The 24,957-nt window shown below is 64.2% G+C and carries 25 protein-coding genes; 11 read left to right on the top strand and 14 right to left on the bottom strand.

Annotated features, from left to right (window positions below):
- Positions 1–142 precede the first annotated feature (142 nt).
- From Q7T45_RS26585 to Q7T45_RS26575, 3 genes are read left to right on the top strand one after another with little or no spacing between them, the layout of a single operon-like run.
- A complete protein-coding gene (locus Q7T45_RS26585) occupies positions 143–1,555 on the top strand; it encodes a hypothetical protein (RefSeq protein ID WP_304874938.1) in 1,413 nt (470 codons plus the stop codon).
- A gap of 16 nt (positions 1,556–1,571) precedes the next feature.
- Positions 1,572–2,501: a hypothetical protein gene (locus Q7T45_RS26580; RefSeq protein ID WP_304874937.1), complete on the top strand. Its 930-nt coding sequence runs from the start codon at positions 1,572–1,574 to the stop codon at positions 2,499–2,501.
- A gap of 45 nt (positions 2,502–2,546) precedes the next feature.
- Positions 2,547–4,145, top strand: coding sequence for an FAD-binding protein (locus Q7T45_RS26575; RefSeq protein ID WP_304874935.1), 1,599 nt, complete (start codon positions 2,547–2,549; stop codon positions 4,143–4,145).
- Between the two features lie 13 nt (positions 4,146–4,158).
- Here the strand turns inward: Q7T45_RS26575 and Q7T45_RS26570 are convergent, their stop codons facing one another.
- The 8 genes from Q7T45_RS26570 to Q7T45_RS26535 form a co-directional block, all read right to left on the bottom strand.
- Positions 4,159–4,464, bottom strand: a complete 306-nt coding sequence (locus Q7T45_RS26570; protein WP_304874933.1) for a hypothetical protein — start codon at positions 4,462–4,464, stop codon at positions 4,159–4,161.
- A gap of 31 nt (positions 4,465–4,495) precedes the next feature.
- Positions 4,496–5,596, bottom strand: a complete 1,101-nt coding sequence (locus Q7T45_RS26565; RefSeq protein ID WP_304874932.1) for a hypothetical protein — start codon at positions 5,594–5,596, stop codon at positions 4,496–4,498.
- Complete coding sequence (locus Q7T45_RS26560) at positions 5,589–6,011, bottom strand: hypothetical protein (protein WP_304874930.1); 423 nt, start codon at positions 6,009–6,011, stop codon at positions 5,589–5,591. The genes Q7T45_RS26565 and Q7T45_RS26560 overlap by 8 nt, the downstream gene beginning before the upstream one ends.
- 37 nt (positions 6,012–6,048) lie before the next feature.
- Positions 6,049–7,017 (bottom strand): alpha/beta fold hydrolase, encoded by a 969-nt coding sequence (locus Q7T45_RS26555; RefSeq protein WP_304874929.1) that lies wholly within the window; start codon positions 7,015–7,017, stop codon positions 6,049–6,051.
- A gap of 115 nt (positions 7,018–7,132) precedes the next feature.
- Entirely contained in the window at positions 7,133–7,687 is a 555-nt protein-coding gene (locus Q7T45_RS26550; RefSeq protein WP_304874958.1) for a hypothetical protein, read from the bottom strand.
- A gap of 17 nt (positions 7,688–7,704) precedes the next feature.
- Positions 7,705–9,123 carry a TolC family outer membrane protein gene (locus Q7T45_RS26545; RefSeq protein ID WP_304874927.1) on the bottom strand — a complete coding sequence of 473 codons (1,419 nt, stop codon included), beginning with the start codon at positions 9,121–9,123 and terminating at the stop codon, positions 7,705–7,707.
- A gap of 140 nt (positions 9,124–9,263) precedes the next feature.
- Positions 9,264–9,884 carry a glutathione S-transferase family protein gene (locus tag Q7T45_RS26540; protein ID WP_304874957.1) on the bottom strand — a complete coding sequence of 207 codons (621 nt, stop codon included), beginning with the start codon at positions 9,882–9,884 and terminating at the stop codon, positions 9,264–9,266.
- 46 nt (positions 9,885–9,930) lie between these two features.
- Positions 9,931–10,221 carry a DUF1330 domain-containing protein gene (locus Q7T45_RS26535; protein WP_304874926.1) on the bottom strand — a complete coding sequence of 97 codons (291 nt, stop codon included), beginning with the start codon at positions 10,219–10,221 and terminating at the stop codon, positions 9,931–9,933.
- Positions 10,222–10,348: 127 nt separating this feature from the next.
- Here Q7T45_RS26535 and Q7T45_RS26530 point away from each other — a divergent pair, with 127 nt between their 5' ends.
- Both Q7T45_RS26530 and Q7T45_RS26525 read left to right on the top strand, forming a co-directional pair.
- Positions 10,349–11,227 (top strand): LysR substrate-binding domain-containing protein, encoded by an 879-nt coding sequence (locus tag Q7T45_RS26530; RefSeq protein WP_304874925.1) that lies wholly within the window; start codon positions 10,349–10,351, stop codon positions 11,225–11,227.
- Positions 11,228–11,308: 81 nt separating this feature from the next.
- The gene (locus tag Q7T45_RS26525) at positions 11,309–13,168 is read left to right on the top strand and encodes an acetyl-CoA hydrolase/transferase C-terminal domain-containing protein (RefSeq protein ID WP_304874924.1); all 1,860 of its coding nucleotides are present in this window, start codon (positions 11,309–11,311) and stop codon (positions 13,166–13,168) included.
- A 149-nt stretch (positions 13,169–13,317) separates the two neighbouring features.
- On the opposite strand, the gene Q7T45_RS26520 is transcribed toward Q7T45_RS26525, so the two are convergent.
- Complete coding sequence (locus Q7T45_RS26520) at positions 13,318–14,097, bottom strand: enoyl-CoA hydratase (RefSeq protein WP_304874922.1); 780 nt, start codon at positions 14,095–14,097, stop codon at positions 13,318–13,320.
- A 204-nt stretch (positions 14,098–14,301) separates the two neighbouring features.
- On the bottom strand, positions 14,302–14,877 hold the full coding sequence (locus tag Q7T45_RS26515; RefSeq protein WP_370691368.1) for a hypothetical protein: 576 nt from the start codon (positions 14,875–14,877) through the stop codon (positions 14,302–14,304).
- 455 nt (positions 14,878–15,332) lie between these two features.
- On the opposite strand from Q7T45_RS26515, the gene Q7T45_RS26510 reads away from it, so the two are divergent.
- Together Q7T45_RS26510 and Q7T45_RS26505 are read left to right on the top strand one after the other, a co-directional pair.
- Positions 15,333–15,878, top strand: a complete 546-nt coding sequence (locus Q7T45_RS26510) for a sigma-70 family RNA polymerase sigma factor (protein WP_304874920.1) — start codon at positions 15,333–15,335, stop codon at positions 15,876–15,878.
- Positions 15,879–15,880: 2 nt separating this feature from the next.
- Positions 15,881–16,519 (top strand): DUF1109 domain-containing protein, encoded by a 639-nt coding sequence (locus tag Q7T45_RS26505; RefSeq protein WP_304874917.1) that lies wholly within the window; start codon positions 15,881–15,883, stop codon positions 16,517–16,519.
- A gap of 13 nt (positions 16,520–16,532) precedes the next feature.
- On the opposite strand, the gene Q7T45_RS26500 is transcribed toward Q7T45_RS26505, so the two are convergent.
- Positions 16,533–17,645 carry a DUF2336 domain-containing protein gene (locus Q7T45_RS26500; protein WP_304874916.1) on the bottom strand — a complete coding sequence of 371 codons (1,113 nt, stop codon included), beginning with the start codon at positions 17,643–17,645 and terminating at the stop codon, positions 16,533–16,535.
- A gap of 74 nt (positions 17,646–17,719) precedes the next feature.
- Positions 17,720–18,868: a GGDEF domain-containing protein gene (locus Q7T45_RS26495; RefSeq protein ID WP_304874914.1), complete on the bottom strand. Its 1,149-nt coding sequence runs from the start codon at positions 18,866–18,868 to the stop codon at positions 17,720–17,722.
- A gap of 418 nt (positions 18,869–19,286) precedes the next feature.
- On the opposite strand from Q7T45_RS26495, the gene Q7T45_RS26490 reads away from it, so the two are divergent.
- From Q7T45_RS26490 to Q7T45_RS26475, 4 genes are all read left to right on the top strand, one after another.
- Complete coding sequence (locus tag Q7T45_RS26490) at positions 19,287–19,856, top strand: sigma-70 family RNA polymerase sigma factor (RefSeq protein WP_304874912.1); 570 nt, start codon at positions 19,287–19,289, stop codon at positions 19,854–19,856.
- A complete protein-coding gene (locus Q7T45_RS26485) occupies positions 19,853–20,551 on the top strand; it encodes a hypothetical protein (RefSeq protein WP_304874910.1) in 699 nt (232 codons plus the stop codon). Before Q7T45_RS26490 ends, Q7T45_RS26485 begins: the two co-directional genes overlap by 4 nt.
- 70 nt (positions 20,552–20,621) lie before the next feature.
- The gene (locus Q7T45_RS26480) at positions 20,622–22,286 is read left to right on the top strand and encodes a S8 family serine peptidase (protein WP_370691370.1); all 1,665 of its coding nucleotides are present in this window, start codon (positions 20,622–20,624) and stop codon (positions 22,284–22,286) included.
- Positions 22,287–22,763: 477 nt separating this feature from the next.
- Entirely contained in the window at positions 22,764–23,264 is a 501-nt protein-coding gene (locus tag Q7T45_RS26475; protein WP_304874955.1) for a TIGR03809 family protein, read from the top strand.
- Between the two features lie 19 nt (positions 23,265–23,283).
- Here the strand turns inward: Q7T45_RS26475 and Q7T45_RS26470 are convergent, their stop codons facing one another.
- Together Q7T45_RS26470 and Q7T45_RS26465 are read right to left on the bottom strand one after the other, a co-directional pair.
- Complete coding sequence (locus Q7T45_RS26470) at positions 23,284–24,363, bottom strand: HlyD family secretion protein (RefSeq protein WP_304874906.1); 1,080 nt, start codon at positions 24,361–24,363, stop codon at positions 23,284–23,286.
- Positions 24,360–24,878 carry a MarR family winged helix-turn-helix transcriptional regulator gene (locus Q7T45_RS26465; protein ID WP_304874905.1) on the bottom strand — a complete coding sequence of 173 codons (519 nt, stop codon included), beginning with the start codon at positions 24,876–24,878 and terminating at the stop codon, positions 24,360–24,362. Before Q7T45_RS26465 ends, Q7T45_RS26470 begins: the two co-directional genes overlap by 4 nt.
- Positions 24,879–24,957 lie beyond the last annotated feature (79 nt).

The following is a 24,957-nucleotide window of genomic DNA, read 5'->3' as shown; positions in this document are numbered from 1 at the left end:
TTCGCCGAGGCGGTCAGCAACGGGCATTTGCGCGCGCGACATGGGCGTGCGCCCACTGTTCCTGCCCACTCCGTTTGTGGTTGACGCATTCCAGCGGTTGCCCCCTGATTGCAGGCAGGGATCAAACCGCGGGAGATCAACCATGCGGGTCGAGGAAAATCCGGGACACGCCACCGCCGATCAGGTGCTGGGCGAAATCCGCGATTATTGCCGCGCCACGCGCACGGCGGAATCCACCTTCGGGCGGCTGGTCGTCAATGACGGCAAGCTGGTGTCGCGGTTGCGCGACGGCGCCAAGATCACCACCGGCACCCTCGACAAGGTGCGCGCCTATTTGTCCGAGCACGGCAGCACGTTGCCGCCCGCGCCCGGCCAACCGTCGGCGCCGGCGAGGGTGGTCAACGGTTTCGGTGCAGCCGCTGACGTAGCGCCTGCCGGCTTCCGGTTCTTCGACAACCGCCAGAAATATCTGCTGTTCGTCTCGACCTGCAGCGAGAAGACTGAAGTCGCCAGCCGGATTTCGCTCGAACTCGGCAACCTGCAGCCGGCGCCGCCGGCGCTGCGGATCTTCGATGCGGGAGTAGGCGACGGCACCGTGCTGTCGCGGGTGATGCGGGCGGTGCACGCCCGCTTCCCGACCATGCCGCTGTATGTCGTGGCCAAGGAAATCAGTTACGAGGACGTCCGCCTGATGCTGGAAAAGATGGCGGACCGCCTGTTCGAGCATCCCGCCACCGTACTGGTCATCACCAACCTCTATTATGCCGAAGCGCCGTGGCTGACGCCGCGCTCGGCGACCGCGGCGCAAAGCCTGATCTGGAAGGATGTAGCGCTGTCAGGCAATACCGCACAGGGCTTTGCCGAGCAGATCGGCGAACTCGAAGGGTTTTTGGCGCAGAACTGGCGCGCGGGGATCAGCCCGACCACCGGCAACCCGGTCTATCAGCGGCCGATCGTCCTGACACTGCGGCGCGAGGATCATTCCTTCCTGCTCGATCCGATCATGCCACGGCCGGGACGGGTGATGGCGGATTACGATCTGGTGATTGCCTCGCAGCCCTACCGGGCGCGGGCCAGTGTCGAGTTCAAGGCATCGAAAGTGGTGGCGCCGCTGGTGCGGTCGCTGCGGGCGGGGGGCCGGCTGATCGGCATCCATTCGCATGGCGGCGATCCCGGCATGGAGATCATCGACGGGGTCTGGCCCGGCGACAATCCTTTCACGTCGGATCGTCACGCCATCCTGCGACAGGTCAAGCACGAGCTCGGCGCGGCGGCACGGCACTATAATTTCAACGTCTCGTCCGACGCCCGCTCGATCTTCCGCTATCACATGCACACGCTGCCCGACGAGGTCTCTGGCCCGATCGGCACCTCGACGCTGTTCGCGGCCTGGAATGCCGCGATCTATGTCGCGCAGATCGAGGATGTCAGGCTGTCGGAGGTGGTCCGCGACGGCCGCTACCTCGAAGCCACCGACCGGGTGCTGAAGAAGCACGGCGGTCTGTGGTTCAACGATGAAACCTATGTGATTTCGCGCCGCCGCGCCCAGGCCTGACCCCGGGGAGGGAGCCGTGACCGCAGCCGACCTGGTTCCGTCCCGCGACCTCACCGCGCTGCTGTCGTCCGCTTCGGTCGAGGTCTCCTCGCGCGGGCATCAGCTGGCCGAATTGCGCGATCACTTCGCTCCCGGCACGGACGTCACCATCACCTTTCTGCCCGGCGACAATTATCGCCACAACGTCGAGACGGCCACAGCACTGCGCCGCGCCGGCTACAACCCGGTTCCGCACATCGCCGCGCGCGAAATGGCCTCGCGCGAGGCGCTCGACGATTTTCTGGCGCGGCTGCGCGACGAGGCTGACGTCACGCGCATCCTGCTGATTGCAGGCGATACCGCCATCGCCAGGGGGCCCTTCAAATCGAGCCTCGATCTCTGCGCCAGCGGATTGCTCGAGGCCCGCGGCATCGCGCGGTTGAGCGTTGCCGGTCATCCCGAAGGCCATCCTTATCTGGAAACGGTCGAAGCGCTTGATGTGCTCGACGCGTGGCAGGCGTGGGGGCACGAGCGAAAAATCCAGGTCGAGGTCATGACGCAATTCTGCTTCGAGGCCGCGCCGATTCTCGGATGGATCGGTGGGCTGGATGCGCGCCGCATCCAGCTTCCGGTTATCGTCGGGCTCGCCGGCCCGGCGACGCCGGCCACGCTGATGAAATTCGCGCTCCGCTGCGGCGTCGGCCATTCGATGCGGGCGGTGCGCAGCCAGATCGGCCGTTTCGGCCGGCTCCTGACCGACACCGGGCCGGATGAAGTCATGCGCGGCCTGCAGTCGGCGCCGAAAACTGCGACGGCAGCGATCGCCGGATTTCACCTGTTTCCGTTCGGTGGCTTGCGCAAGTCCGGCGACTGGCTGCGCAGTTATCGCCGGGAAAGCATCGGGTTGCCCAACCGGGCATCGGCTGACAGCGCGTCTGTTGAACCAGAAGCTTCCAGGTTTGACTAATAGAGCCTGCCTCTAGATGATCGCGCTCGATCCGGAATCAACTTAATGCAAAAATTATCCAGGAAATTCAAAACCGGCGCGTCGGCGATCGCGGTGCTGGTGGTGCTGTTCGGCGTGTACGGCTTTCGCAAGCTGCAGGCGCTGGCGGCCGACCCCGTCGGCGAAAAGGATTGCCGGCCCGCCGCAGACGGCGGCGAGCAAGGCAAGATCGATCTGGAGCGAATCAAGGCGATTGCGCCGCTACCGGGCGTAAAATGGTCGCAGCTCGGCGGCAGCATCAATGACGCAAGCTGTCTCAACAAGACCGAAATCTACGGCGTGGTCGAGGTGCACAGCGTCGAAGACATTGCCAAAACGCTGGCGTTTGCGCGCGACAACAAGCTGTCGCTCACGACGGCCGGCGTGCGCCACAGCATGGGCGGGCAGGCCTTTCGCAAGGGCGGCGTCGTGCTGGACATGCGGGGCTTTAATCGGATCGAGCTCAACGAGAACACGCGATCGGTCACGGTGCAGCCGGGAGCGACCTGGCACGATATCCAGAACGTGCTGCATCCGCGCTTCGCGGTTCGCGCCATGCAGTCCACCGACATCTTCAGCGTCGGCGGATCGATCTCGGTCAATGCCCACGGCATGGACCATCAGGCCGGTGCGCTCGCCAAGTCGATCAAATCGATGCGGGTGATGCTCGCCGACGGCTCGCTCAAAACGGTATCGCCGACCGAGAACAGGGAATTGTTCGACCTCGTGGTCGGCGGCTACGGCCTGTTCGGCGTCATCGTCGAGGCCGAACTCGATATCGCCGACAATCTGGTCTACCAGACCGGCCGGCGGATGCTCGACTACAAGGAATTTCCGGCGCTGTTCGCCAACGAGATCGAAAAGGACGCCAATGTCGGCCTGATGTACGGGCATCTTTCGACCGCGCCAAGCACGTTTCTGAAGGAAATGCTGCTCTATACCTATACCAGGGTGGACGGTACCGATTTCAAGCGCCAGCCGCTCGGCGAGGTCAGCGGCGTGAAGGTGCGGCGGCTGACCGTCAACCTGTCAAAGCAGGGGCCGCTGTTCCAGGAATTAAAATGGTTCTCCGAAAAGCACATCGAGCACCGGATGGAAACCTGCACGGTTTCGCGCGCGCAGGCGATCGGATCGGCGGAGGCTTGCTTGGTCAGCCGCAACGATCCGATGCACGATTCGGTGCCTTATCTACGTAACGCGCTACCCAACGATACCGACATCCTGCACGAATATTTCATTCCGCGCAGCCAGTTCGTCAGCTTTGTCGACGGCATGCGCAAGGTACTGACCGACAACAAGACCAATTTGCTGAACGCGTCGGTGCGCATCGTGCATCAGGAAAGGAACTTTCTGACCTATGCGCCTGAGCCGGCGTTTTCGCTGGTGCTGTATATCAACCAGAGCACCGACGACGAGGGCAACCGGCGGATGAAGAAGGCGACCGAGGAACTGATCGATCTCACGGTCGCCCACAAGGGCCGGTTCTTCCTGCCCTACCAGCTGTATTACTCGCGCGACCAGCTGCAGCGGTCGTATCCGCAAATCAATGACTTCTTCGCGGCGAAGCGCAAATACGATCCCGGTGAGGTTTTCACCAACACCTTCTATCAGAAATATTCGTCGTAGCCGCGACGCGCGATCAGAGGCTCGCGGTCCGCTTCGGCGGCAATCCGCTGCAGCCGCCGGCCTGCTCGGCATCGAGCACCAACAATGCGCCGGCCGCATAGAGGCGCGCGACGAAGCCGGCATCGTCGGAGCGCGCGAGCGTCACATAGTCATTCGATGCGAGGATGTGACCGTTCGCCTTGACGGCCGCGGCCAGCGCCAGCGACGGGGGTCCGATGATGGCCATCGACTTGCCCGGCGGTGATACGAAGGTGAGAGCCACGACGATCGCGAACCAGCCGGAAGCGACCAGCGTGATCGCCCCGGCGATCCTGCCCAACGGCCGCAGCCAGGCCGTAGGTGGCCTGCCTTCAATAGTCGTAGAAATGCTCAATATCAGCGCCTTTGGCCTTAAGGTCCCTGGCGATATCGACCAGCTGATTGATCCTAGCCTTAAGACCCGCTCTGCGAAAGCCAGGCTTGGCATCGAGATCGAGCGAAAACAGCTCCGCGGTGGCCTTCGCATCCAGGGCCGCCGCTTTGGGCGCGATCACGGTGATGAGGATTTCGTGATTGCCGGCGATCTCGGCAAGTGGAATGCCCTGGTCCAGCAGGCCCTTGATGATTTCGGTGAAATCCTGGTAGCGCGGCGTCTGCACCAGCTGCCATTGTGGGGTGAGCGTGCGGACCGGTTTGATGCGCGGCTCCTTAGCCAGCACCTCCGGCGGCAGCGTCGCCACCACCAGCATGATATCGCGCGGCTCGCTGTCACTGGAGGCGTCGAGCGCTTTCTGGATCAGCCTGCTGTAGCCGATCTTGACGAAATATTCCGCGCCGAGCGCGAAGTCGCGCTCCCGGCTGCGGATCGAACTCGTCGTCGGCGTCGAAATCGCCATCAGGCCATCCAGCTTCTCGCCAAACGGAAATTTGTACCAGGGGATGGTGTAGAGAAACGCGGCGTAGTCCTGCGCCACCTTGCGGGCATAATCGTCCTGCGGTGTGCGCGTGGGGCCTCTGATCCACTCGGTGATGCGGCCGATGGTGTTCTCGTAAAATCCCTTGATGGCGTATTCGACGGAATAGCTGACGCCGATCACATAGATCATGGTCTTGACCTCGGCGCGGGATTCGCCGCTGTCGGGCACGGCGCGGTTGATGGTACAGAAGCTGCGCCAAAATCCGAAGATGTGCTGGAGGTAGCCGAACTGGCTTTCGCTGGAGGAATCGAGGAAGCGGCCGAAATCCTCGAACGAATAGACGATGTACCATTCCGGAAAGGTGAAGAAGGTGTTGGCCTGTTTGCGCCGATACCCCTGTTCGTCGATCGCGGGCAATGCCGGTCCCGACGCAGAGGACGTCGCGGCGGCAGTGGAGGGCGAGCAACTGCCCTCGATGTAGGCCATCGGCACAAGCACGGCCAGCGCGATCAGGATCACGACGGTGACGAGTATGCGCCGCAGCCACCTAAGCATGAACGGCGGCCCGCGTTCGCGGCGCCAGTAGATAACCGATCAGGATCGCCACACCGCCGAGACCGAGATGCGGTGCATTGGCAAAAAACCGGGTGCTCAGCGGCAAGTTCTGGATGCCATTGATCAGGATGCCGAAGTCGAGATAGCCGCTGCCGGTCAACAGGCCGAGCACGCCATCGGCGAAATAGAAGGCGCCGAACAGCTGGAAGAACAGTTCCGAGGCGCGGCGCGAGGTCAATGCCGCCGTCGCCGCCCACAGCGCCGAGACCAGATGCAGCCCATCGGCATACCAGGTGCGCCGGAACAGGCCGAAGATCATGTCGTTGGCATCGATGAAGGCGGGGATGTATCCGGTCAAGATCACGAAGCCGAGCAGCGCCGCGTAGCCCCAGGCGCAACACCTGATGATATCCATTGTTGTCTCCTGCCAGCCCGAATCTGTGCTTGCGAGTTTACAGCTTCCCGAGCGCCGTGAGCAAAGCGGAGTTGAAGGCCTCGGGGTCCTCGATTTGCGGAATGTGACCAAGACCGGGCAGCACGGTCAACGCCGCCCGCGGCAGCAGCTTCTGCAGGTCGTGGGCCTGCTCCAGAGGGGTGATTGAATCCTTGTCGCCCCACAGGATCGCCACCGGGAATTTGAGGCGCGGATAGGCGCTGCGGTCGGCACTGTCGGCGGTGCGGTCGTCGCCGGCGAAGTAATACAGCCAGCCGGCGATATCAGGGGTGCTGTTGCGCAGGCTGGTCGGCCGCTGCAGGATCTCGATATATTCCGGCAGCGCACGCTCCTTCTTCTCGATCAGCGATTGCAGCAGAACCTTGGTCGCCAGCGGATTGGTGATCGTCAGCGATACCAGGATTTCGCGGATCCCCTGCGGCCGGACCAGCAGCGGCGGTTCCGACGGCGGCGACGTCAGGCCGAGCGCCGCATCGACCAGCACCAGCGCACGGGCCCGGTCAGGGTATCGCATCACAAGTTCGGTCGCGGCACCCGCGCCGAACGAATGGCCGACGATGATGGCTGGGCCAGCCTTGAGCTGATCGAGCACATCGTTGACGCGCGCGGCCTGGTCGCGCCGGGTATAACTTCCGGGCCGGTCGGAAAAGCCGAATGGCGGCAGATCGAGCGCGATGACGCGGAAGCCGGCTGCGGCAAGCGCATCGATGGTACGCCGCCACAATTCGCTCCACGCCGCGGTGCCGTGAAACAGCACGACGGGAACGCCGTCGGCGGGGCCTTTCTCCTGCACGAAAACCCGGCCGGAGCCGGTCGGCACCAGACGGCCGGTCGATGGCGCCAGTTCGTCGCGCAGGCCGGTTTCGCGCGTCGAAGCCGCCACCCAGAAGGTGGCCATGGCTGCAACACCCAGCAGCAGGAGAACGAGCAAGGTCGTTATCGACCAGCGCAGGATTTTGACGATCACGAGGCCTCGCAAGATGGTGCGGAACTACGAATCGATGGAATCCAGATCCGTTGCGTGAGTCTAGCGACCGCCACCAACCCCGTGATGAAAAATACCTGACATGATCAGTACCCGGTTAACGTGCCGGAGCCATCGCACGGCTGACTTCCGCGACCAGTTCGGACAATGGCCTCGATCCGTCGAGAGGCAGAACAGGGCAGGGCAATGCCGCAAGCCACGCCTGATGCTTGGCGAGGCTGCGACTGGCGAAATCGCCGTCGTCGTATTGTGACGCCCATTCGAGGAATTCCCCGGTTTCCTTGTGGCGCCAGCCGCCGGGCGCGACCGCCTCCGCCCCGTATCGGGTGGCCTCACGGGCTTGCAGGCGCCGCAGCCGGATCTCCCTGGGGGTGGTCAGGAAGACCACCAGATCGAAGGCGGGAATGATTGCGTCGCCCCAGCCCGTTAGCGATCCGCTCACCACCCAATCCGTGCGTGGCAGAAACATCTCGTGCATCAGGCGGAGTCGGTCGGCAGGCTCGCGCATGTTTTGGTAGGGCGGCGACGTTGGTTGCCAGAAATAGTCGTCGGTGTCGTGATGAGGGATAGAAAGGGCATCGGCCAATGCACGGCCGAGGCTGCTGACGCCCGCACCTGACGCTCCCGTGATGTGAATGCGGCAGCTTTTCATGGCGCCGGCCTGACGTTTCACTGCCCCGACGGCGTACGCAGGCCGTGCCAGGCGTCGCGCACCTGATGGTAGTGCACTTCCGGCAGATAATCCGGCGTGTTGAGCCCCAGCGTCTTGACGTCGAGCTTGCCGATGGCGCTGAGCAGCGTGTAGGAGGCGATGACCCGCTCGCGCTGGGCGCCGATCAGCCGCGCCTTCGCCAGAGTGAGGTCCTGCTGCGAGTTGAGCACATCGAGCGTGGTGCGCTGGCCGCCTTGCGCTTCTCTGCCGACGCCCTGCAGCGCGACCGTTGCGGCGCGTACTTCGGCTTCGGAAGCGGCCACCGCGACCTTGGCGCCCTCATGGGAAACCCACGCGCCGACCGCCGCGGTGCGCGCCTGGTTGCGGATATGGTCGAGCACCAGCCGGCTTTGCGCCGCCAGTTCCTTGGACTGCCGGGTCTGCGAGGCGCCGGTGCCGCCGTCATAGATCGGCGCATTGAGCTGGCCGACCACGGAGGCCTGATCGGTCCCGAATGTGCCCAGCGTGGGATCGCCGTCCCGGCTGCGGCTGACGCTGCCTTGCAAGGTGACAGTCGGCAGCAGGCTGCTCTCGGCGACGCGAATGGTGGTGGAGGCGACGTCGACGTCGAAGGCCGCTGCCAGCACCGCCGGATGCTGCCTGAAGGCGAGGCCGGTCGCGTCGTCGCGGCTGCGCGGCAAATAGCGGTCCACGGTTTCGGCAGGCCGCAGCTGCGACGGTGGATTGCCGATCACCTGGGTATAGGTCGCCTGGCTGATCGCCAGATTGACCTCGGCGGCATTGAGATCCGCGCGCCCGCGGCTGAGCCGCGCCTCGGCCTGCGCGGTATCGGTCGGCGTCACGTCGCCGGCATTGAGACGCTTCTGGACGATACCCTGCGTTTCCTGCAGGAACGCGACGTTGACGCGCTGCGCCTCGACCAGCGACTGATTGGCCAGCACGTTGGTATAGGCGGTGACGGCGTCGAGCAGCACGCCCTGGCCGACATTGCGCAGGGCTTCGCGCCCGGCCTGCACTTGCAGTTCCGCGACGCGGACGCTGTTGGCGGTCTTGAAACCGTTGAACAGGGTTTGCGTCACCGTCACCCCGACGGTCCATGGCTTCAGGTTCGCCGACTGGAACGTGTTGCCCGGCAGCAGGTCGCGTACCGCCTGCAGCCCGGCGCTGAGACTGGCGACGATCTGCGGCCGGTAGCCGGCCAGCGCCTGGGGGACGTTCTCGTCCGTGGCGCGTTGTCGCGCCCGTTCGGCATTGAGCTGCGGATTGGTCTGGTAGGCCTTGGCCAGGGCCTCTGGCAGGTTTTCGCTGCGGGCTGCGGAAGCCGCAAATCCGACGCAAACCACCACGCCAAGACAAATGCCCGATCGAAGCACGCGCCTTGTTACGTGGCCTACTTTAGCGGCACGCCCAACCATATGATCCCGCAAACACTTCCGGTCGTCCGCCCCCGCCGACGCCTTGGTGTTTACTGTTTAGAGGCCGTTGCCGCTACTGGCAAACAGTCGCGCACCGAAACTTGATTCAGTGCTTTGCTGTTGCCGGTTCGTCACAGATATCAGGCAAGTTCCTCGGCAACAGCCCTTTGAACTTGCGGCCGTTCGGACATCCGGCGCCGGTGATCCCTCACTTTGGGAAACCGCGAGGGGTCCACGCCGTCCCCCTCCAGCCACTGCGCCATGGTGAACAGGTAGGGATCGCAGATCGTGTAGGTTTCGCCCATCACCCAGGGCGCCCCGAGCATTTGATGCTCGATCAGCTCGTAACAGGCCGCCACGGACTGCGGTACCTTGCGCTGCATCGCCTCGATGGCCTCGGGATCGTCGGCCCAGCGATAACCGCGCATGCGGTGGGAGTGGGCCACATGCAGCGTCGAGCACAGATAGAGGTTGAAGGCCTGGACCTGCGCGAACAGGAAGGGATCGTCCAGCGGGGCCAGCCTTGCCAGCGGAAAGCTCTGCGCGATGAAGGCCAGCATCGCGGGCGTCTCGGTCAGGATGCCCCGACCGGTCACCAGCGCCGGAACCCGGCCTTTCGGATTGATGGCCAGATATTCCGGCTGGCGCTGCTCGTCATTGGCGAAGCTGATCCGCACGGTCGTGTAGTCGGCGCCGGCATCCTCCAGCGCGATATGGGACGCCAGTGAACAGGTGTGCGCAGCGTAATACAGCGTCAGCATATCGATCTCCCTGAAGGATGGAGGCTTGCCGTCGGCCACGCGGCCCTCAGGCGGCGCCGTCAATGATGATGAAATCGGCGTCCGCATATTGCTGCCGGATCGCCTTCGCGCTCTGGTATTCGGGGCTGTGATAGCAGGCCAGCGCGGTCGCACGGTCCTTGAACTCGACCACGACATTTCGGTCGCGGGCGTGGCCTTCCATGGTTTCGAATGCGCCGCCGCGCACCACGAATTTGGCTCCGAAATTCTGAAAGGCAGGACCGGCCGCGGCAAGGTATTCGGGATATCGCTGCTCATCGTGAACCGAGACCCGCACGATCCAATAAGCCCTCGACATATCGTTCTCCTCTTGTGGCTTGGTGTTGACCGCGATGGTCAATCATCGCGTCTCCGTGGTCTTTACGCGGGATGCTCAATCCCATAAAATGAATAATTGTGATACAATTGATCTCACGGAGAGATGTATGGACCTGTCGGATCTCCAGATTTTCAGCGCCGTGGTGCGCGAAGGCAGCGTGACGCGCGCGGCCGAGCGGCTGCATCGCGTGCAGTCCAACGTCACGACGAGGATCCGGCAGCTCGAGGAGGATTTGTCCGTCGCGCTGTTCATTCGCGAGGGCAAGCGGCTTCACCTTGCGCCGGCCGGCCAGGTGTTGCTCGGCTATGCCGAGCGACTGCTGGCGCTGGCCGACGAAGCGCGCGGCGCCGTGCTGGACGCAAGGCCACGCGGCACCTTCCGGCTCGGTGCGATGGAGAGCACGGCGGCGGTCAGGCTGCCGGGGCTGCTGAGCGAGTATCACCGCAGGCATCCCGGGGTCGTACTGGAACTGCGCACCGGCAACCCGGTGGTGCTGGGAAGCGCGATCCTGGCCGGCGATCTCGACGCCGCCCTGGTTGCCGAGCCGATTGCGGATGCGCCGTTCGAGAAGACGTTCGCCTTTGACGAAGAGCTGGTGATCGTCGCTCCCGCCAATCATCCGCCGATCGGCAGGAAGGGCAGTCTGCCGCACACCGTGCTGGTGTTCGAGCCCGGCTGCCCGCACCGCAAACGGCTCGAGGACTGGTATGCAAGGCGTCAGCAGATGCCGGAGCGCACCATCGAACTCGCGTCCTATCATGCGATCCTGGGATGCGTCGTGGCCGGCATGGGGATATCGCTGATCCCGAAAAGCGTGCTGACCACGTTTCCGGAGCGCAAGCGGTTGAGCGTGCATTCGCTGGCGCGAACCGAAAATGGCGCGCAGACCGTCCTGATCTGGCGCAAGGGTGCGGGTTCGGCGAATGTCAGGGCCATGGAGGAGATTTTGCGGGGCGGTTCGCGTCCCGCAGCCAGGAAGGACTGATGGAAATATACTAGGTTCAGACAGCTCGAATCTGTGAGCCGGCCGGCGATGCCGGCTGGTATTGTTCCCGACGGAAACCCGATGCCGAAGAAATTCACCGACCCCGATGACATCGCGGAGGACATCATCCGCGATGTCGGCACCAACCTCGTGGTCGGGTTGCCGCTCGGCCTCGGCAAGGCCAATCACATCGCCAACGCGCTCTACGCGCGCGCCGCCGCCGACCGCACCATCAATCTGACCTTCTTCACCGCGCTGACGCTGGAAAAGCCGAGGCCCAGGAGCCTGCTGGAGCGCCGCTTCATCGCGCCCGTCATCGACCGGCTGTTCGGCGGCTATCCCGATCTGGCCTATGCCGGCGCGCTGCATGCGGGTGCGCTGCCGACCAATATCAGCGTGATCGAGTTCTTCTTCCTGGCGGGAAAATGGCTGCACGCGCCGTTCGCGCAGCAGCATTATATTTCCGCCAATTACACCCATGCGTCGTCCTATCTGCTGGCGCGCGGGCTCAACGTCGTCATGCAGCTGGTGGCAAAGCGCGTCGTCGATGGCGAGACCCGCTACAGCCTGAGCTGCAACACCGACACGTCGCTGGATCTGCTGCGCGCCCGCGCCGAGGGTCGCGCCTCGTTCAAGGTGTACGGGCAGGTCAATTCCGAACTGCCGTTCATGCCGGGGGCGGGAGACCTTGCGGCCTCGGAGTTCGACGCGCTGCTCGACAGTCCCGAGACCGATTTTCCGTTGTTCGCGCCACCGGCCGAGCCGGTCAGCGACACCAAATACGCCATCGGGCTGCATGCCGCGACCCTGATGCGCGATGGCGGCACGCTGCAGATCGGAATCGGCCAGATCGGCGATGCGCTGGCGCAGGGGCTGATCGTGCGTCATCGCGACAATGCGCGGTTTCGCGAGATCATGCAGCGGCTATCGCCCGGCGCGGAGCCTTCGGCGCTGGAAACTGCAACGTTCGAAAAGGGTCTCTACGGCGTCAGCGAGATGCTGACCGAGGCGTTCATCGGCCTGATCGAGGCCGACATTCTCAAGCGCGAGGTCGATGGCGTGGCGCTGCATGGCGCGTTCTTCCTCGGGCCGAAATCGTTCTATCGCGCGCTGCGGGAGATGACGCCGGATCGGCTCGCCCGGATCCAGATGATGCCGGTGTCCTTTACCAACGAGCTCTATGGTGACGAGGCCGCCAAGCGGCGCGCCCGGGTCGACGCCCGTTTTGTCAACAATGCGATGATGGCGACCCTGATGGGAGCCGCCGTTTCCGACGGCCTCGAAGACGGGCAGGTGGTCAGCGGCGTCGGCGGCCAGTATAATTTTGTGGCCCAGGCGTTTGCGCTGGCCGGCGCGCGCGCGATTCTCACGGTCGAAGCGACCCGGCAGGGCAAGGCAAGGACGCATTCGAACGTCCGCTGGAACTATGGCCACCTGACGATTCCCCGCCACCTGCGCGATGTCACCGTCACCGAATACGGTGTCGCCGATCTCAGGGGCAAATCCGACGCCGATGTCATCGCGGCGATGCTCGGCGTCGCGGACTCGCGCTTTCAGAGCGAACTGGCGCGGCAGGCCAAGGATGCCGGCAAGCTGCCGAAGAGTTTTGAGATCCCGGCGGACAAACGCGAAAACTTTCCGGAGCGCATCAAGGCCGCCTTGCGGCCGGCGCGCGAAGCGGGCCTGCTGCCATCGTTTCCGTTCGGCAGCGACTTCACCGACACCGAGCAGCGGCTGATTCCGGCGCTGCAGGCGTTGCAGGAAGCGCAGCGTTCGCCGCTGCAATTGCCCGGGCTGTTGTGGCAGGGATTTACGCGCACGCCTGATACGGCCGACGTTGAATGCCTGGCGCGGCTCGGCCTCGATAGGCCCAAGACGTTGTCGGAACGCGCCTATCGCGCGCTGGTCAGCGCGGCGCTGGTGAGGAGCCGGGCGGAATAATCTCTCTCGTCGTCCCCGCGAACGCGGGGACCCATACGCCGCGGCGGTTATTGTTGACCACGCTGGTCGACGGCCTTCTTCAACAACAAATGACCGCGATTATGGGTCCCCGCGTTCGCGGGGACGACGAGGGAGTTGTGTTCGCCCCGCTACCTGTTCTTGTTCACCGGCTTGCGCTTCTCGATGAACGCCGCCATGCCTTCGGCGCGATCCTCCAGCGCGAAGGTCGAGTGGAACAGGTTGCGCTCGACGTTCATGCCTTCCGCCAGCGGCGTCTCGAAGGCGCGGTTGATGGCTTCCTTGGCCATGGCGGCCGCGGGACGCGACATCGCGGCGATTTTTTCCGCCGCCGCCAGCGCTTCCGCCATCAACTTGTCCGCGGGCACGACGCGGCTGACCAGGCCCGAGCGCTCCGCTTCGGCGGCATCCATCATCCGGCCGGTGAGGCAGAGGTCCATGGCCTTGGACTTGCCGACCGCGCGGGTCAGCCGCTGCGTGCCGCCGATGCCGGGAATGGTGCCGAGCGTGATTTCCGGCTGGCCGAATTTGGCAGTGTCCGCGGCGATGATGATGTCGCACATCATGGCCAGTTCACAGCCGCCGCCCAGCGCATAGCCGCTGACGGCGGCAATGGTCGGCTTGCGGCATCGGGCGACGCGGTCGCCGCCGATCGCGGTGAAATCGCTGGAAAACATGTCGATGAAGGTTTTCGGCTGCATTTCCTTGATGTCGGCGCCCGCCGCGAAGGCCTTTTCGCCGCCAGCCAGCAGGATGCAGCCGATCGCGTCATCGGCCTCGAGATCGTCGACCGCCGCGGCGATCTCCCGGAATACGCCGAACGACAGCGCATTGAGCATTTTCGGGCGGTTCAGCGTGATAATACCGACCGCGCCTTTGGCTTCGACAATGATGTGTTCGAACGTGCTCATGATTCACCCCGGCGCCTGATTGCGCCGGCAATGTGCCCGCTGGCGGGGTGGGCTTCAAGTGGGGGATTGCCGTGTCCCGGACGCGGTGCAGCGCTCTTCGCGCTGCTCCGCAGAGCCGGGACTCAGACAGCAGCATGGAAATCATGGGCCCCGGCTCAGCTGCGCAACGCTTCGCGCTGCGCAGCGTCCGGGGCACGAAACTCCTTACGCCATGAACATGCGCGCGGCGGAGGCCATCGTCAGCAGCGCACCGAAGGCGATGAAGATCTTCCCGATCAGCGAGGTCTGGTCCCAGGCGGAATCTTCCTTGCTGGCGGCCATGACAGGCGCGGCTGGGCTGGCAGGCGTTTCGACCGACGCCAGCGTCATGGTTGACGCTGCGGACTTGGCGTCGGGCTTGGCTTGTTGCAGTGCGCGGTCGAGATCGTTGAGCTGATCGGAGGCGACGACCTCGGCTTCAGCGGCCGGCTGGGCGTCAACCGGCTTGTCCGCGGCGGCCAGCAGCATCGTGTTGGCTTTCGCCGACATCGCCATGGCGCTGCCAGCGGGCGCCTCGGCGGAGGCCAGTTGCGCGTTGGCATTGGCGATCGACGGCGGGATCGCGGTCGAAGCCTTGTCGGCGTCACCAGCGACGAAAGTCGCCTTCCTGGTGGCCGAGGATTTCAGCGCCACCTTGCTGGATTTTCGCTGCGCGACTTTCTTGGAGTGACGCGGCTTGGAGTATTTGTTGAGCTTGATCGGCGCCCCCGTGGCGCTTTCGGATTTTGCAGTTGCGGTCACCGTGTCATCGCCTGGTGCCGCCTGCGATGGCCCCGCCAAACACACAAAGAGCCCTGTCGCTAGAATCAATGCCGAGCGCCCGCTGGCTTTGATGATCATTTGGCAATCTCCCCATTTGCCCGCCCCCAAGGCGAAATGAGACCCCACCGCGTGGCCGCAGCGCGGCAGAAAAAGGGAATCTTCGGGCGAGACCGGGCGAAAGCAGGGCAGCGACGGCCCTGCCGGGCACGCGGTCGCCGGGCACGCATTCGCATCGCATGCCGTAACCGACGCTGTGGGTGTCAGCGGAACCGATCGATGTTATGAGCCAATCGGAGCGGAATTCGCGGTCGCGATTCCCGAAGCCGGGGCGCGACGGTCTCAAGGCCGCCGGAAGCTTCGATCACGAACTCGTGATTGACGGCTGTCGGCGTAACAAATTGAAAGATCGACCGAATTGCAATGTGGGAGCGCGCGTGCGCGAACGTGAGGACGAATGGACCGGCCTGATGCGGTCGGCCATTTCAGGCGACGATGCGGCGTATCATCGCCTGCTCAGGGCCGTCACGCCGGTGCTCCGGGCCGCGGCGCGCCGCGGCCTGACGCGGGCAGGGCAACCGGCCGATCAATCCGAGGACATCGTGCAGGACATTTTGTTGGCGGTGCATCTGAAGCGGCATACCTGGGACGCCAGTGCCCCGTTCGCGCCATGGCTGTTTGCGATCGCCCGCAACAAGCTGATCGACGCGCTGCGCCGCCGCGGCCGACGGGTGTTCGTCAACATCGACGATTTCGCCGAGACGTTGCCGGGCGAGCCGGCCGCGGAGACCGTGCCGGCCGGCGAGGTCGAGGCCCAGCTGCAGTCGCTGCCGGCCCGTCAACGCGACGTGCTGCAGTCGATCGCGGTCGATAGCGCGTCGATCCAGGATACCGCGAAGAAATTCGCGATGAGCGAGGGCGCGGTGCGCGTGGCGCTGCATCGCGGACTGGCCAGCCTCACCGCCAGGCTACGGGGAAAATGAGAATGGAGACCGATCAGCTCATTCGTACCCTGGCCGCCGACAACGCCCACCGCGCGCGGCCGGTCGGGTCCGTGCTGGCGCTGTCGCTATTGCTGGCGGCGCCGGTTTCGATCGCAATTTTCGTGGCCGAGCTCGGCGTCAGGCCCGACGTCATGACCGCGATGCGCAATCCGTTTTTCGACCTGAAATTTGCGGTAACGCTGGCGCTGGCGATCTCGGCCATCGCCATCAGCCTGCATCTGTCGCGGCCGGAGGCCTCGCTGCGGGGCTGGGCATGGCTGCTGCTGATTCCGATCGGGCTTCTGGTTGCGGGCATCGGCGGCGAGATGATGATGCCGCAGCGGGCGCCGATGATGACGCGTTTGATCGGGCGCAATGCGTGGAACTGCCTGACATCGATCCCGCTGATGGCGCTGCCGCTATTGGTGGCGGCGCTGCTCGGCTTGCGTCACGGCGCTCCGACACGGCCCGCGGTCGCCGGCGCGATCGCCGGACTGCTGTCGGCGGGCTTGGCGGCAACGCTCTACGCCTCGCATTGCACCGACGACTCGCCGTTGTTCGTCGCGACCTGGTACACGATCGCCGCCGCGCTGGTCGCCGCTATCGGCGCGCTGGCGGGGCCGAGGATGTTGCGGTTTTAATGAGGTTGAAGGCTTACGCCGCCGGTGCGGCGGCGGCCTGCTGCATGCGGTGGAAGCGCAGGACCTGCTGTGCGGTCGAGGACCGCAGCCGTTCATAGGTGGCCTTGCAGGCCGCCAGATCGGTCGGCTCCAGGCCCGACAGTTTGTCGCGCATGTTGATGATCGCCTTCACGGTCGACCACGACAACGCGCCGACCTTGGCCAGGATCATGACGCCCTCGGCACGGGTTTCCAGCATCATGTTCTCGGCGATCGACACCGGCACGTTGGCGAGCGCCGCGAGCGCCGCGTTGGCCTCGTCGAATTTGCCGGCCTCGGCGAACGTCGCGATCTGGAATTCGTCGAGCCGGCCGTCCTCGTAGAGCGATTTGACCAGCGCATGGGCGATCGCGGTGTCCTTGCTGATCGCCACCGGCGCCGAGCGCGCCAGCCGTGTCGCTTCGCGCACGGCGGTCGGCACATCCCCTGCCTGCTTCGGATGGGCGGCCTCGAGGCGCTCCCGTACCGTGGCGGAAGCCTTGGCGATCAGTTTCAGATAGAGGTGCCGTGGTATCGTCGGACGCATGCCGAGGCAGGTTGCGAGATTGTCGTCGCCCTCGGCGCGATGGACCAGCCGGGTGAAGCCGCGTTCGGAAAACTCCGCGCCGGGATTGTTGACGGTGCTCTGGATCACCTCGTCATTGCCGCGCAGCACCAATACGTCCGTCACCGCGCCGCTCAGCACCCGTCGCAGCGAAATCGCCAGCAAATGCGCCTGGCTCTTGTTGCGCGCGGTCTCGATCAGCGCCTCGTCATCGAGGCGCTCCGACCTCGACAGCACCGGAGCGGCGACCTCGATCAGGTCGTCGAACGCCAGCGCGCGGATCGTGCCCGGCGGTGCGGTGTCGATCGCAGCCAGACGATTGGCGAGCAGCGCCCTGGCGGAAGTCTCGATGTGAACCATCAGGCACTGGAAAACGTCGTCGAACAGCCCGACCTGTTCGTCGGAATAATCCACCGCGCCGTTGATGAAGAGGTCGGTGACCCGGCGCAGGGTCTCGACCCGGCGCGCCACGGTTCCATGCGCGAGCGTGGTCTGCAACTCGTCGAGCAGACTTTCGGTGGTGGCGGCGGGCTTCGAACTCATGACTCTATCCTGGAGCATTCGGACATTTAGGCCGTCGACGGTTTCTCCGTCGTCCGGAAACGGAATTGGTCGGATCAGGCGCTGGCGATGCGATTGCGTCCCCGTGCCTTGGCTGCGTAAAGCGCGCTGTCGGCACGCGCGAGAATGATGTCGGGCGTCTCGTTCGGCTTCAGCGTCGCGATGCCGGCCGAAATCGTTACCTGCATGCCGGGCGAGAACGCGCTCCAGTCGAGATCGGCGATGATCGCGCGCAGCCGGTCGAGGATGCGCGCGGCGCCTTCACCCGAAGTGTCGGGAAGCAGCAGCAGGAATTCCTCGCCGCCATAGCGGCCGAACTTGTCGATGGGGCGGACGTTGGCGAACACGGTAATGGCGAATGTCCGGAGCACTTCATCGCCGGTAGGGTGGCCGTAGGTGTCGTTGATGCGCTTGAACCAGTCGAGATCGATCAGGGCGACGGAGCACGGCGCCTGGTTGCGATGGGCGCGGGCGATCTCTTCGTCCAGCATGCCCATGATGCAGCGGCGGTTGAACGAGCCGGTCAGATCGTCGAGTTCGGCGAGTTCCTCGATGCGCTTGTAGGCTTCCTTCAGCTCGACGCCGCTCTTGTAGAGTGACCCCTGCATGGCACTGGAGAAAATCCCGATGAACATGCAGCGCCCGATGGTCAGGATGAACACCATCATCGTTGCGAAGCGCTCGACATAGCTGCCGTGCGGCATGGCAATCGGCTTGTCGGTCAAAAGAAACAGCGCGGCGAGGCCGAACGCCATCGCGGTCCAGACCATCGCGGTCTGTTGCGGCGTCGATCGCAGCGAGCTGAAACTGAACACGACGAACAGGGTGCACAGGAACATCACGCCGACTTCCGGCGCGATCCAGGTGAAGGCCAGCATGATCATCATGTTGATGATCGACTGCGGCGCGACGAGGTAATGATCCTTGAAGCGCTCGTTGAACCCCATTTCCGAGAGTGCGATCGAACCGGCGGTAAAGACCAGGCCGCAGACGGCGAATGCCGGGCTGATCGCGGCCGGTATCGTGCCGGCGTAAGCGTAGATCAGCAAGACGAAGCCATCGACGAGGTAACTGACGCCGATCATCCCCAGAATTTGGCGACGCTGCCTGGCGCGACGCGCCAGCGTCTTCGCCGTCGGCTTGGGGCCCACGCCTTCCAGTTCGGCCGCAATCGGATTCAGGAACGAGGACGCAGCGGTGGCCATAATCTCGCCGGTGATGGAACTAATGCTCCGAAAATCTAAGTGGGAAAGCCTTTAGGTTTGGTATCCTTCGTTCAAAATCGGGGCGCAGCGGGGTGGCTTGTCCTTGTTTCGCAAGGGAAATTAGCGGGAACCGGGTACCGGCAGACGATCTGGCCGGGCCGGGAAAGACGGGTGGTGTGGAAACGGCAAGCAAGTGCTGCTTTGACGACAAAGCCTTGATAAGGTCGACATAATCTCGGCGGCGGTGGCCACGGGCTTGAAGAAAGTGTTTCCGTATTATGATACCAATTTTTCGCTTATCTCCCCGACTGTGGGGTAGATCACACGTGAAATCGCGGACTTGCGATAATTTCAAGAATCTTGCCGTTCCCATCGAACCACCCGCCGATCCAATCCGACCAACCTTGCGAGACGGCCATTGAGTGCGACACAGGCGGCTACGGACGATGTCCTGATCGCTCGGATCGCTCAAGGCGACCGGCTCGCCATGCAGGTGCTGTACGGAAGGCACCATGTCAGGGTGTTCCGCTTCGGGCTTCGGCTGGTTCGGGACGAACAGGTTGCGGAAGACCTCATCAGCGAGGTTTTTCTCGATGTTTGGCGGCAGGCCGACAAGTTCGAAGGCCGATCCGCCGTTTCCACCTGGCTCCTGGCAATTACGCGATTCAAGGCCCTGTCTGCGCTGCGGCGCAGGAAGGACGGCGAATTGGACGACGAGGCCGCCAACGCGATCGAGGATACGTCCGATGATCCCGAAGTGGCGGTGCAGAAGAAGGATACCAGTGTAGCGTTGCGCAAGTGCCTCACCGCACTCTCGCCAGAGCATCGGGAGATCGTCGATCTCGTCTACTACCACGAGAAATCGGTGGAAGAGGTCGCTGAAATCGTCGGGATACCCGAGAACACGGTGAAGACGCGCCTGTTTTATGCGCGCAAGAAATTGGCCGACCTCTTGAAGGCGGCCGGCATTGAACGAGGTTGGCCATGATGGCAGCGAGCAAACAAGTGCTGGATCAAGAACCCAGCGAAATCGAAGTGCTGCTGCCCTGGCATGCGGCCGGCACCCTGAACGCGCGCGATGCCCGCCGCGTCGATGAAGCGCTGGCGCGCGACCCTGAGCTTGCCAGGCAGTATGCCGTGATCCGGGAAGAGTACGCCGAAACCATCTCGCTCAACGAAAGCCTCGGTGCGCCCTCCGCTCGCGCCATGCAGAAACTGTTCGCTGCGATCGACGCAGAACCGGCGCGCGCGCCGTCGATCTCGCTGAATTTATCGGCGCGGGTCGCCGAGTTTTTCGCTGGCCTGTCGCCGCGGACGCTGGCCTGGTCGGCGAGCCTGGGCGCGCTGGCGCTGCTTCTGCAGGCTGGCGTGATCGGCGCGGTGCTGGTGAAGAACCAGACCTCCTCGTTCCAGACGGCCTCGCTCAGCACCAATGCGCCCGTCACCCGCGACCTCGGTGCGGCGGCAGCGCCATACGCGCTGGTGCGGTTCGCGCCGGAAGCGCGCATTGCCGATATCACCGCACTGCTCGACAGCTATCAGGCCGTCGTCACCGACGGCGCCAAGGGCGGTATGTTTCGGCTGCAATTCGGCAACAGAGCGATGAGCAAGGACGAAGCCGCGGCGCTGCTGAGCAGGCTGCAGCGCGAGAAAATCGTCAGTCTCGCCGTGGCTGCGCCGTAGGCCGCGCTTCCGCTCGCCCGCGTAAACCCGAGGCCTCATGATCCACGATCCCGCGAACCGGCTGATTGGAATGCGGCGTACGGCGCTGGCGTTGACCGCCGCTGCGTTGTCGTTCGCATGCGCTGGTATCCCGGCGGTTCACGCGCAAAGTGTCATGCGCTCGCCCAACCTCAACATCCAGTCACGGATGCCCACCATCAATCCGACTGTGGCGCCGCGGATCAATCCGGTTGTCGGGATCAACAGAACCCCGCCCGGTATCAATACGCCCCGCGTCGGGGTGACGTCGACGCTTCCGAATGCGCGCTTCTCGCCGAACCTTTCGCCAGCCTGTAGTTACGCCCATCGTGACAGCAGTGGCGAATGCCGGGAGAAACCGGTTTCGTTGTCCGATGGCGGCGGCGCCGGCAAATCCACCAAGAACGGCAAGGACGGCAAGAACGGCGGCGCCGGCCGCAACGGGCCGCTGGCAGCGCTCAACCCGACCGCGGTTCCCAATGAATTCGTGGCCGAGATCGATGGTTCGCTGTCGGACGCGCAGGCCGATGCGCTGGCACGGCGTCACGGCCTCGTGCGGCTGCAATCGCTGAATTTTCCGCTTGTCGGCGCCACCATCGGCCTGTTCCGGATCACCGACGGCCGCCCGGTGGAGAAGGCGCGCCGCTCATTCGCTGCGGCTTCCGGCGTGCGCTCGGTGCAACTGAATTTCCGCTACGTTCTGCAGGACCAGAAGGCGGCGCCGACCGAAGGCGATCCCGCGCAATACGCGCTTGCAAAACTTCGACTGCCGCAGGCCCATACGCTGGCCAGCGGCGCCAACGTGACCATCGCCGTGATCGATTCCGGAATTGACGACAGGCATCCGGAACTCTTGAACTCGGTCGCGGACAATTACGATGCGCTCGGCAGCAAGGAAGGCCCGCATGTTCACGGCACCGGCATCGCCGGCGCGATCGTGTCGCACGCGCGGCTGATGGGCAGCGCGCCGCAGGCCAGGATTCTGGGAATCCGCGCCTTCGGCACAGCGGCGAACGGCGCGGAAAGCACCACCTTCGTGATCCTGAAGGCGTTGAACTATGCCGTGCTGCATGGAGCCCAGATCGTCAATATGAGCTTCGCCGGTCCGAAAGATCCGCTGATCGAGCGCGGTATCGGCGCCACGGCGGCGAGGGGGATCGTGATGGTCGCGGCCTCCGGCAACGCCGGTGCGAAATCGCCGCCGCTATATCCAGCCGCTAACGCCAATGTGATCGCGGTCAGCGCTACCGACGCCGGCGACAAACTGTTTGCGGCTTCGAACCGCGGCGGCCATATCGCCATCGCGGCCCCCGGCGTCGACATCTTCCTGCCCGCTCCGGATGGAAAATATCAGATGACGTCCGGAACCTCATTTTCCGCCGCCTACATCAGCGGCCTTGCGGCCCTGATGCTGGAGCGCAATCCTGCATTGAAGCCGGGTGAACTGCGCGCAATCCTGATGAGAACTGCCCGCGATCTGGGCAGCCCCGGTCGCGACGATCAATTCGGCGCCGGCCAAGCCGATGCTTTTGCGGCGGTCTCGTCGATCACTGCCGCGCCGGCGGTGCCGGTCGCCGCGATTCCGGCCGCGCCGGCGGTTGAAAGTGTCGCGGGCCGGCAACAGGTACTCCCGACACGGGCTCTGAACCAGCCGGCGGCCGCCATGGCGTCGGATAAGTCAGCCGCCAGCGAGGCCAATCGCCCCGCCGCGCAGTAAAATATCCGCCAAAAGCGGCTGGCAAAAAATTCAAAAAAATCGCGCGCTCGTTTGAACGTCTATCGCCCCTGCTGCGACTTATATTTGTGGGAGCGGTTATCCCTCCCCATCGAGGCTGTATTCGGCGCGAGCGCCCATCCACCCCAAGCGCCCATATGGCTTGACCCGTCCGGTTGTCCCCCCGGACGGGTCTTTCGTTTGTGGCGCTGTTTTCCGGCTTTCCATGCGGGAAGTCTCACCCGATGAAATCGGTGGATACGCGCGGGTGCTGGCGGCGCAGCCCGGCCATGCTGCTATGCATCTTGACGGCGGATTGGGCGGAAAACCCCGCATGACTACGGCTTTTGGTCGATAAACGGCATCCAGCAACGTCGTTTGATAGACTTCGTTAAGGTTTTCCACAAAATATCGCTGTCACGTTTGCCTGATTCGTTTTCGTTGCGTCTGCGTCCGTTTTCTCCTCTTACGGGCTGGTTCATGACACATCGATTGGACGTGGCAGATGGGCGCGACGTTGTCGCGCGCTGGTGCAATTTGGCCGAACAGCGGCTGGAATACCTCACCGAGCTGTTCGAAACCGGCCGCTGGCGCCGCTTTCACACCGAACTCGCATTCCTCGAAAATATCCAGGAGGCCAAGACCGCGGTCGAAACCTGGCGCAGCCTGTCGACGCGCGAGGCGTTGGCGGACAATTCCGCAGTCGACATGTCCTGGCTCGGGCACACCCAAACGGCTTTGCCGCGTGCCGAAAGGCTGCGCGATCAACCCGATCGGCCTCCACCGTCGCCGGTGGAGATTGTTGCCGAACTGCCGCCGGAGGATATTTCCATTGCCGCGGAACCCGAGCATTTCGCTTCGGACGAGGCGCCGTCGGCGCCGGCAATGGACATGCCAATGCTGGAAGACGTGGAAGATGGTCACGGGCTGGCGTTGGACGCGATCGCGCAACGCTATCCGCTGCTGCGTAACGCGCTGTAGGCGCCGGGCCGCAAGCCGATCATTGCGCTTTGGTCGTCTCTTGCAGATGGGGGCGCGCCGCAACCGCAGCGCCGTTGCCGAATATGCTCGTGAGGTCGCGGGTGCGCCCGGTGTCGATGCTGACATAGGCGGTCATGCCGGCGCGCAGCGGCGGCTCGCCCGGCCGCTCCAGCAGTCGCAGCCGCACCGGCAGGCGTTGCACCACCTTCACCCAGTTGCCCGAGGCATTCTGCGCCGGCAGGATCGCAAACTCGGCGCCGGTCGCCGGGCTGATGCTTTCCACTTCGGCATCCCAGGTGATGTCGGGATGCATATCGAGAATGACCTTCGCCTTTTGTCCGACGGTCACGTGGGTCAGGTCGGTTTCCTTGAAGTTGGCTTCGAGCCAGGGCCGGCGGTCGGTGACAACAGCGAACAGCGGCGTCTGCGCCTTGACCTGCTCGCCGATCTGGAGCTTGAAATTGACGACCACGCCGGCGCGCGGGGCCTTGATCTCGGTATGGGTCAGATCCAGCGCCGCGCGATCGCGCATTGCCTGCTTTTCGCGGACCGCCGCATATTGATCGGTCGGCCTGTCCGGCTTGCCGCCGAGGGCTGCTTCAACACGGGCGATGCGCTGCTGCAGCACCGCGAGGCGGTCTTGCCCTTCCTGTTCCTCGCTGTTGGCCTGCTCGACCCTGGTCGCCGAAGTGACGCCGCGTCCGGACAGATCGCGATGTCGTTTGGCCTGGATCTGAAGATACGACAATTTGTTCTCGGCCTCGGTGGCCTCGGCCCGGATCTCGCGCAGGCTCACCTTGAGTTGCTCGACGGCGGCACGCGCCGAATCGGTCTCGGCTTCGGCCTTGGCGAGGGCCAGCTGGTAGGGCACGGGATCGAGGCGGAACAGTACGTCGCCTGCCTTGACGGCCGCATGGTCCCGAATACGCACGTCGATAATCCGGCCGGGCACTTCGCTGGCGACCTGGGTGATATCGGCTTTCACGAACGCGTTTTCGGTCGAGGCGTACCGGCCGCCCTGCAGCCAGACCATCAGCGCTCCGAGCAGGACGAGCGCCGGCACGCCGATCAGCGCCGATGTCCGCAGGCGCTTGCTCATGGCGCGGCCTTCCCATTGAGACCGCGTGCGCCACGTGACGCAGCTCTGCGGCCCGCAGCCACGGCCCTCCCGGGCGGGACGGCGTCCACGGCCGAAACCAGGGTCTTCTTGATGCGCTGCAACAATGTCATCAGTTGCCGGCTTTCCTGCACCGACAGGCCGGTGAGGGCGTCTTCCACCGTTGCCTCGGCGACGCGCCAGATGCGCTTGTGCACGCGTTCGGCTTCCGGTGTGAGATACACCCGCTTGACGCGGCGGTCGTCACGCTGGGTCCGGCGCGCCACCCAGCCATTGGCCACCAGACGGTCGATCATGCGGCCGGCGGTCGCCTTTTCCACCTCCATCATCTCGGCCAACTCCGAAAGCGAGGCGCCCGGATACCGGTGCAGGCGGGTCAGCACCAGCCATTGCGCCCGGGTGATGCCGAGCCGGCGCACGCGGCGATCGAACTCCGTCCGCAACAAGCGGGCGACGTCAGAGATCACGACACCAATGTATTCGTCGGTATTCGGCATGCCGCAATTGTAGCCGCCGGCGGATTAGTAAGCTAGGTTATTAGTTAGTAAGCTTGGTTATTATCCGCCTCTTGGGCGC

Source organism: Bradyrhizobium sp., from assembly GCF_030646015.1.
In the GTDB taxonomy this organism is placed as follows: Bacteria; Pseudomonadota; Alphaproteobacteria; order Rhizobiales; family Xanthobacteraceae; genus Bradyrhizobium.
This window is presented reverse-complemented; position numbering and strand designations above follow the sequence as displayed.

Excerpts from the sequence above, each read along its gene's own strand:
- Q7T45_RS26560 (WP_304874930.1), bottom strand. The coding sequence starts at position 6,011 with ATGGATATCATCAGGTGTTGCGCCTGGGGCTACGCGGCGCTGCTCGGC.
- Q7T45_RS26540 (WP_304874957.1), bottom strand. The coding sequence starts at position 9,884 with ATGCTGACGCTGTATTACGCTGCGCACACCTGTTCACTGGCGTCCCAT.
- Q7T45_RS26565 (WP_304874932.1), bottom strand. The coding sequence starts at position 5,596 with ATGCTTAGGTGGCTGCGGCGCATACTCGTCACCGTCGTGATCCTGATC.
- Q7T45_RS26585 (WP_304874938.1), top strand. The coding sequence starts at position 143 with ATGCGGGTCGAGGAAAATCCGGGACACGCCACCGCCGATCAGGTGCTG.
- Q7T45_RS26575 (WP_304874935.1), top strand. The coding sequence starts at position 2,547 with ATGCAAAAATTATCCAGGAAATTCAAAACCGGCGCGTCGGCGATCGCG.
- Q7T45_RS26535 (WP_304874926.1), bottom strand. The coding sequence starts at position 10,221 with ATGTCGAGGGCTTATTGGATCGTGCGGGTCTCGGTTCACGATGAGCAG.
- Q7T45_RS26550 (WP_304874958.1), bottom strand. The coding sequence starts at position 7,687 with ATGAAAAGCTGCCGCATTCACATCACGGGAGCGTCAGGTGCGGGCGTC.
- Q7T45_RS26545 (WP_304874927.1), bottom strand. The coding sequence starts at position 9,123 with ATGGTTGGGCGTGCCGCTAAAGTAGGCCACGTAACAAGGCGCGTGCTT.
- Q7T45_RS26520 (WP_304874922.1), bottom strand. The coding sequence starts at position 14,097 with ATGAGCACGTTCGAACACATCATTGTCGAAGCCAAAGGCGCGGTCGGT.
- Q7T45_RS26470 (WP_304874906.1), bottom strand. The coding sequence starts at position 24,363 with ATGAGCAAGCGCCTGCGGACATCGGCGCTGATCGGCGTGCCGGCGCTC.
- Q7T45_RS26525 (WP_304874924.1), top strand. The coding sequence starts at position 11,309 with ATGCCGAAGAAATTCACCGACCCCGATGACATCGCGGAGGACATCATC.
- Q7T45_RS26530 (WP_304874925.1), top strand. The coding sequence starts at position 10,349 with ATGGACCTGTCGGATCTCCAGATTTTCAGCGCCGTGGTGCGCGAAGGC.
- Q7T45_RS26505 (WP_304874917.1), top strand. The coding sequence starts at position 15,881 with ATGGAGACCGATCAGCTCATTCGTACCCTGGCCGCCGACAACGCCCAC.
- Q7T45_RS26465 (WP_304874905.1), bottom strand. The coding sequence starts at position 24,878 with ATGCCGAATACCGACGAATACATTGGTGTCGTGATCTCTGACGTCGCC.
- Q7T45_RS26475 (WP_304874955.1), top strand. The coding sequence starts at position 22,764 with ATGACACATCGATTGGACGTGGCAGATGGGCGCGACGTTGTCGCGCGC.
- Q7T45_RS26500 (WP_304874916.1), bottom strand. The coding sequence starts at position 17,645 with ATGAGTTCGAAGCCCGCCGCCACCACCGAAAGTCTGCTCGACGAGTTG.
- Q7T45_RS26485 (WP_304874910.1), top strand. The coding sequence starts at position 19,853 with ATGATGGCAGCGAGCAAACAAGTGCTGGATCAAGAACCCAGCGAAATC.
- Q7T45_RS26495 (WP_304874914.1), bottom strand. The coding sequence starts at position 18,868 with ATGGCCACCGCTGCGTCCTCGTTCCTGAATCCGATTGCGGCCGAACTG.
- Q7T45_RS26480 (WP_370691370.1), top strand. The coding sequence starts at position 20,622 with ATGCGGCGTACGGCGCTGGCGTTGACCGCCGCTGCGTTGTCGTTCGCA.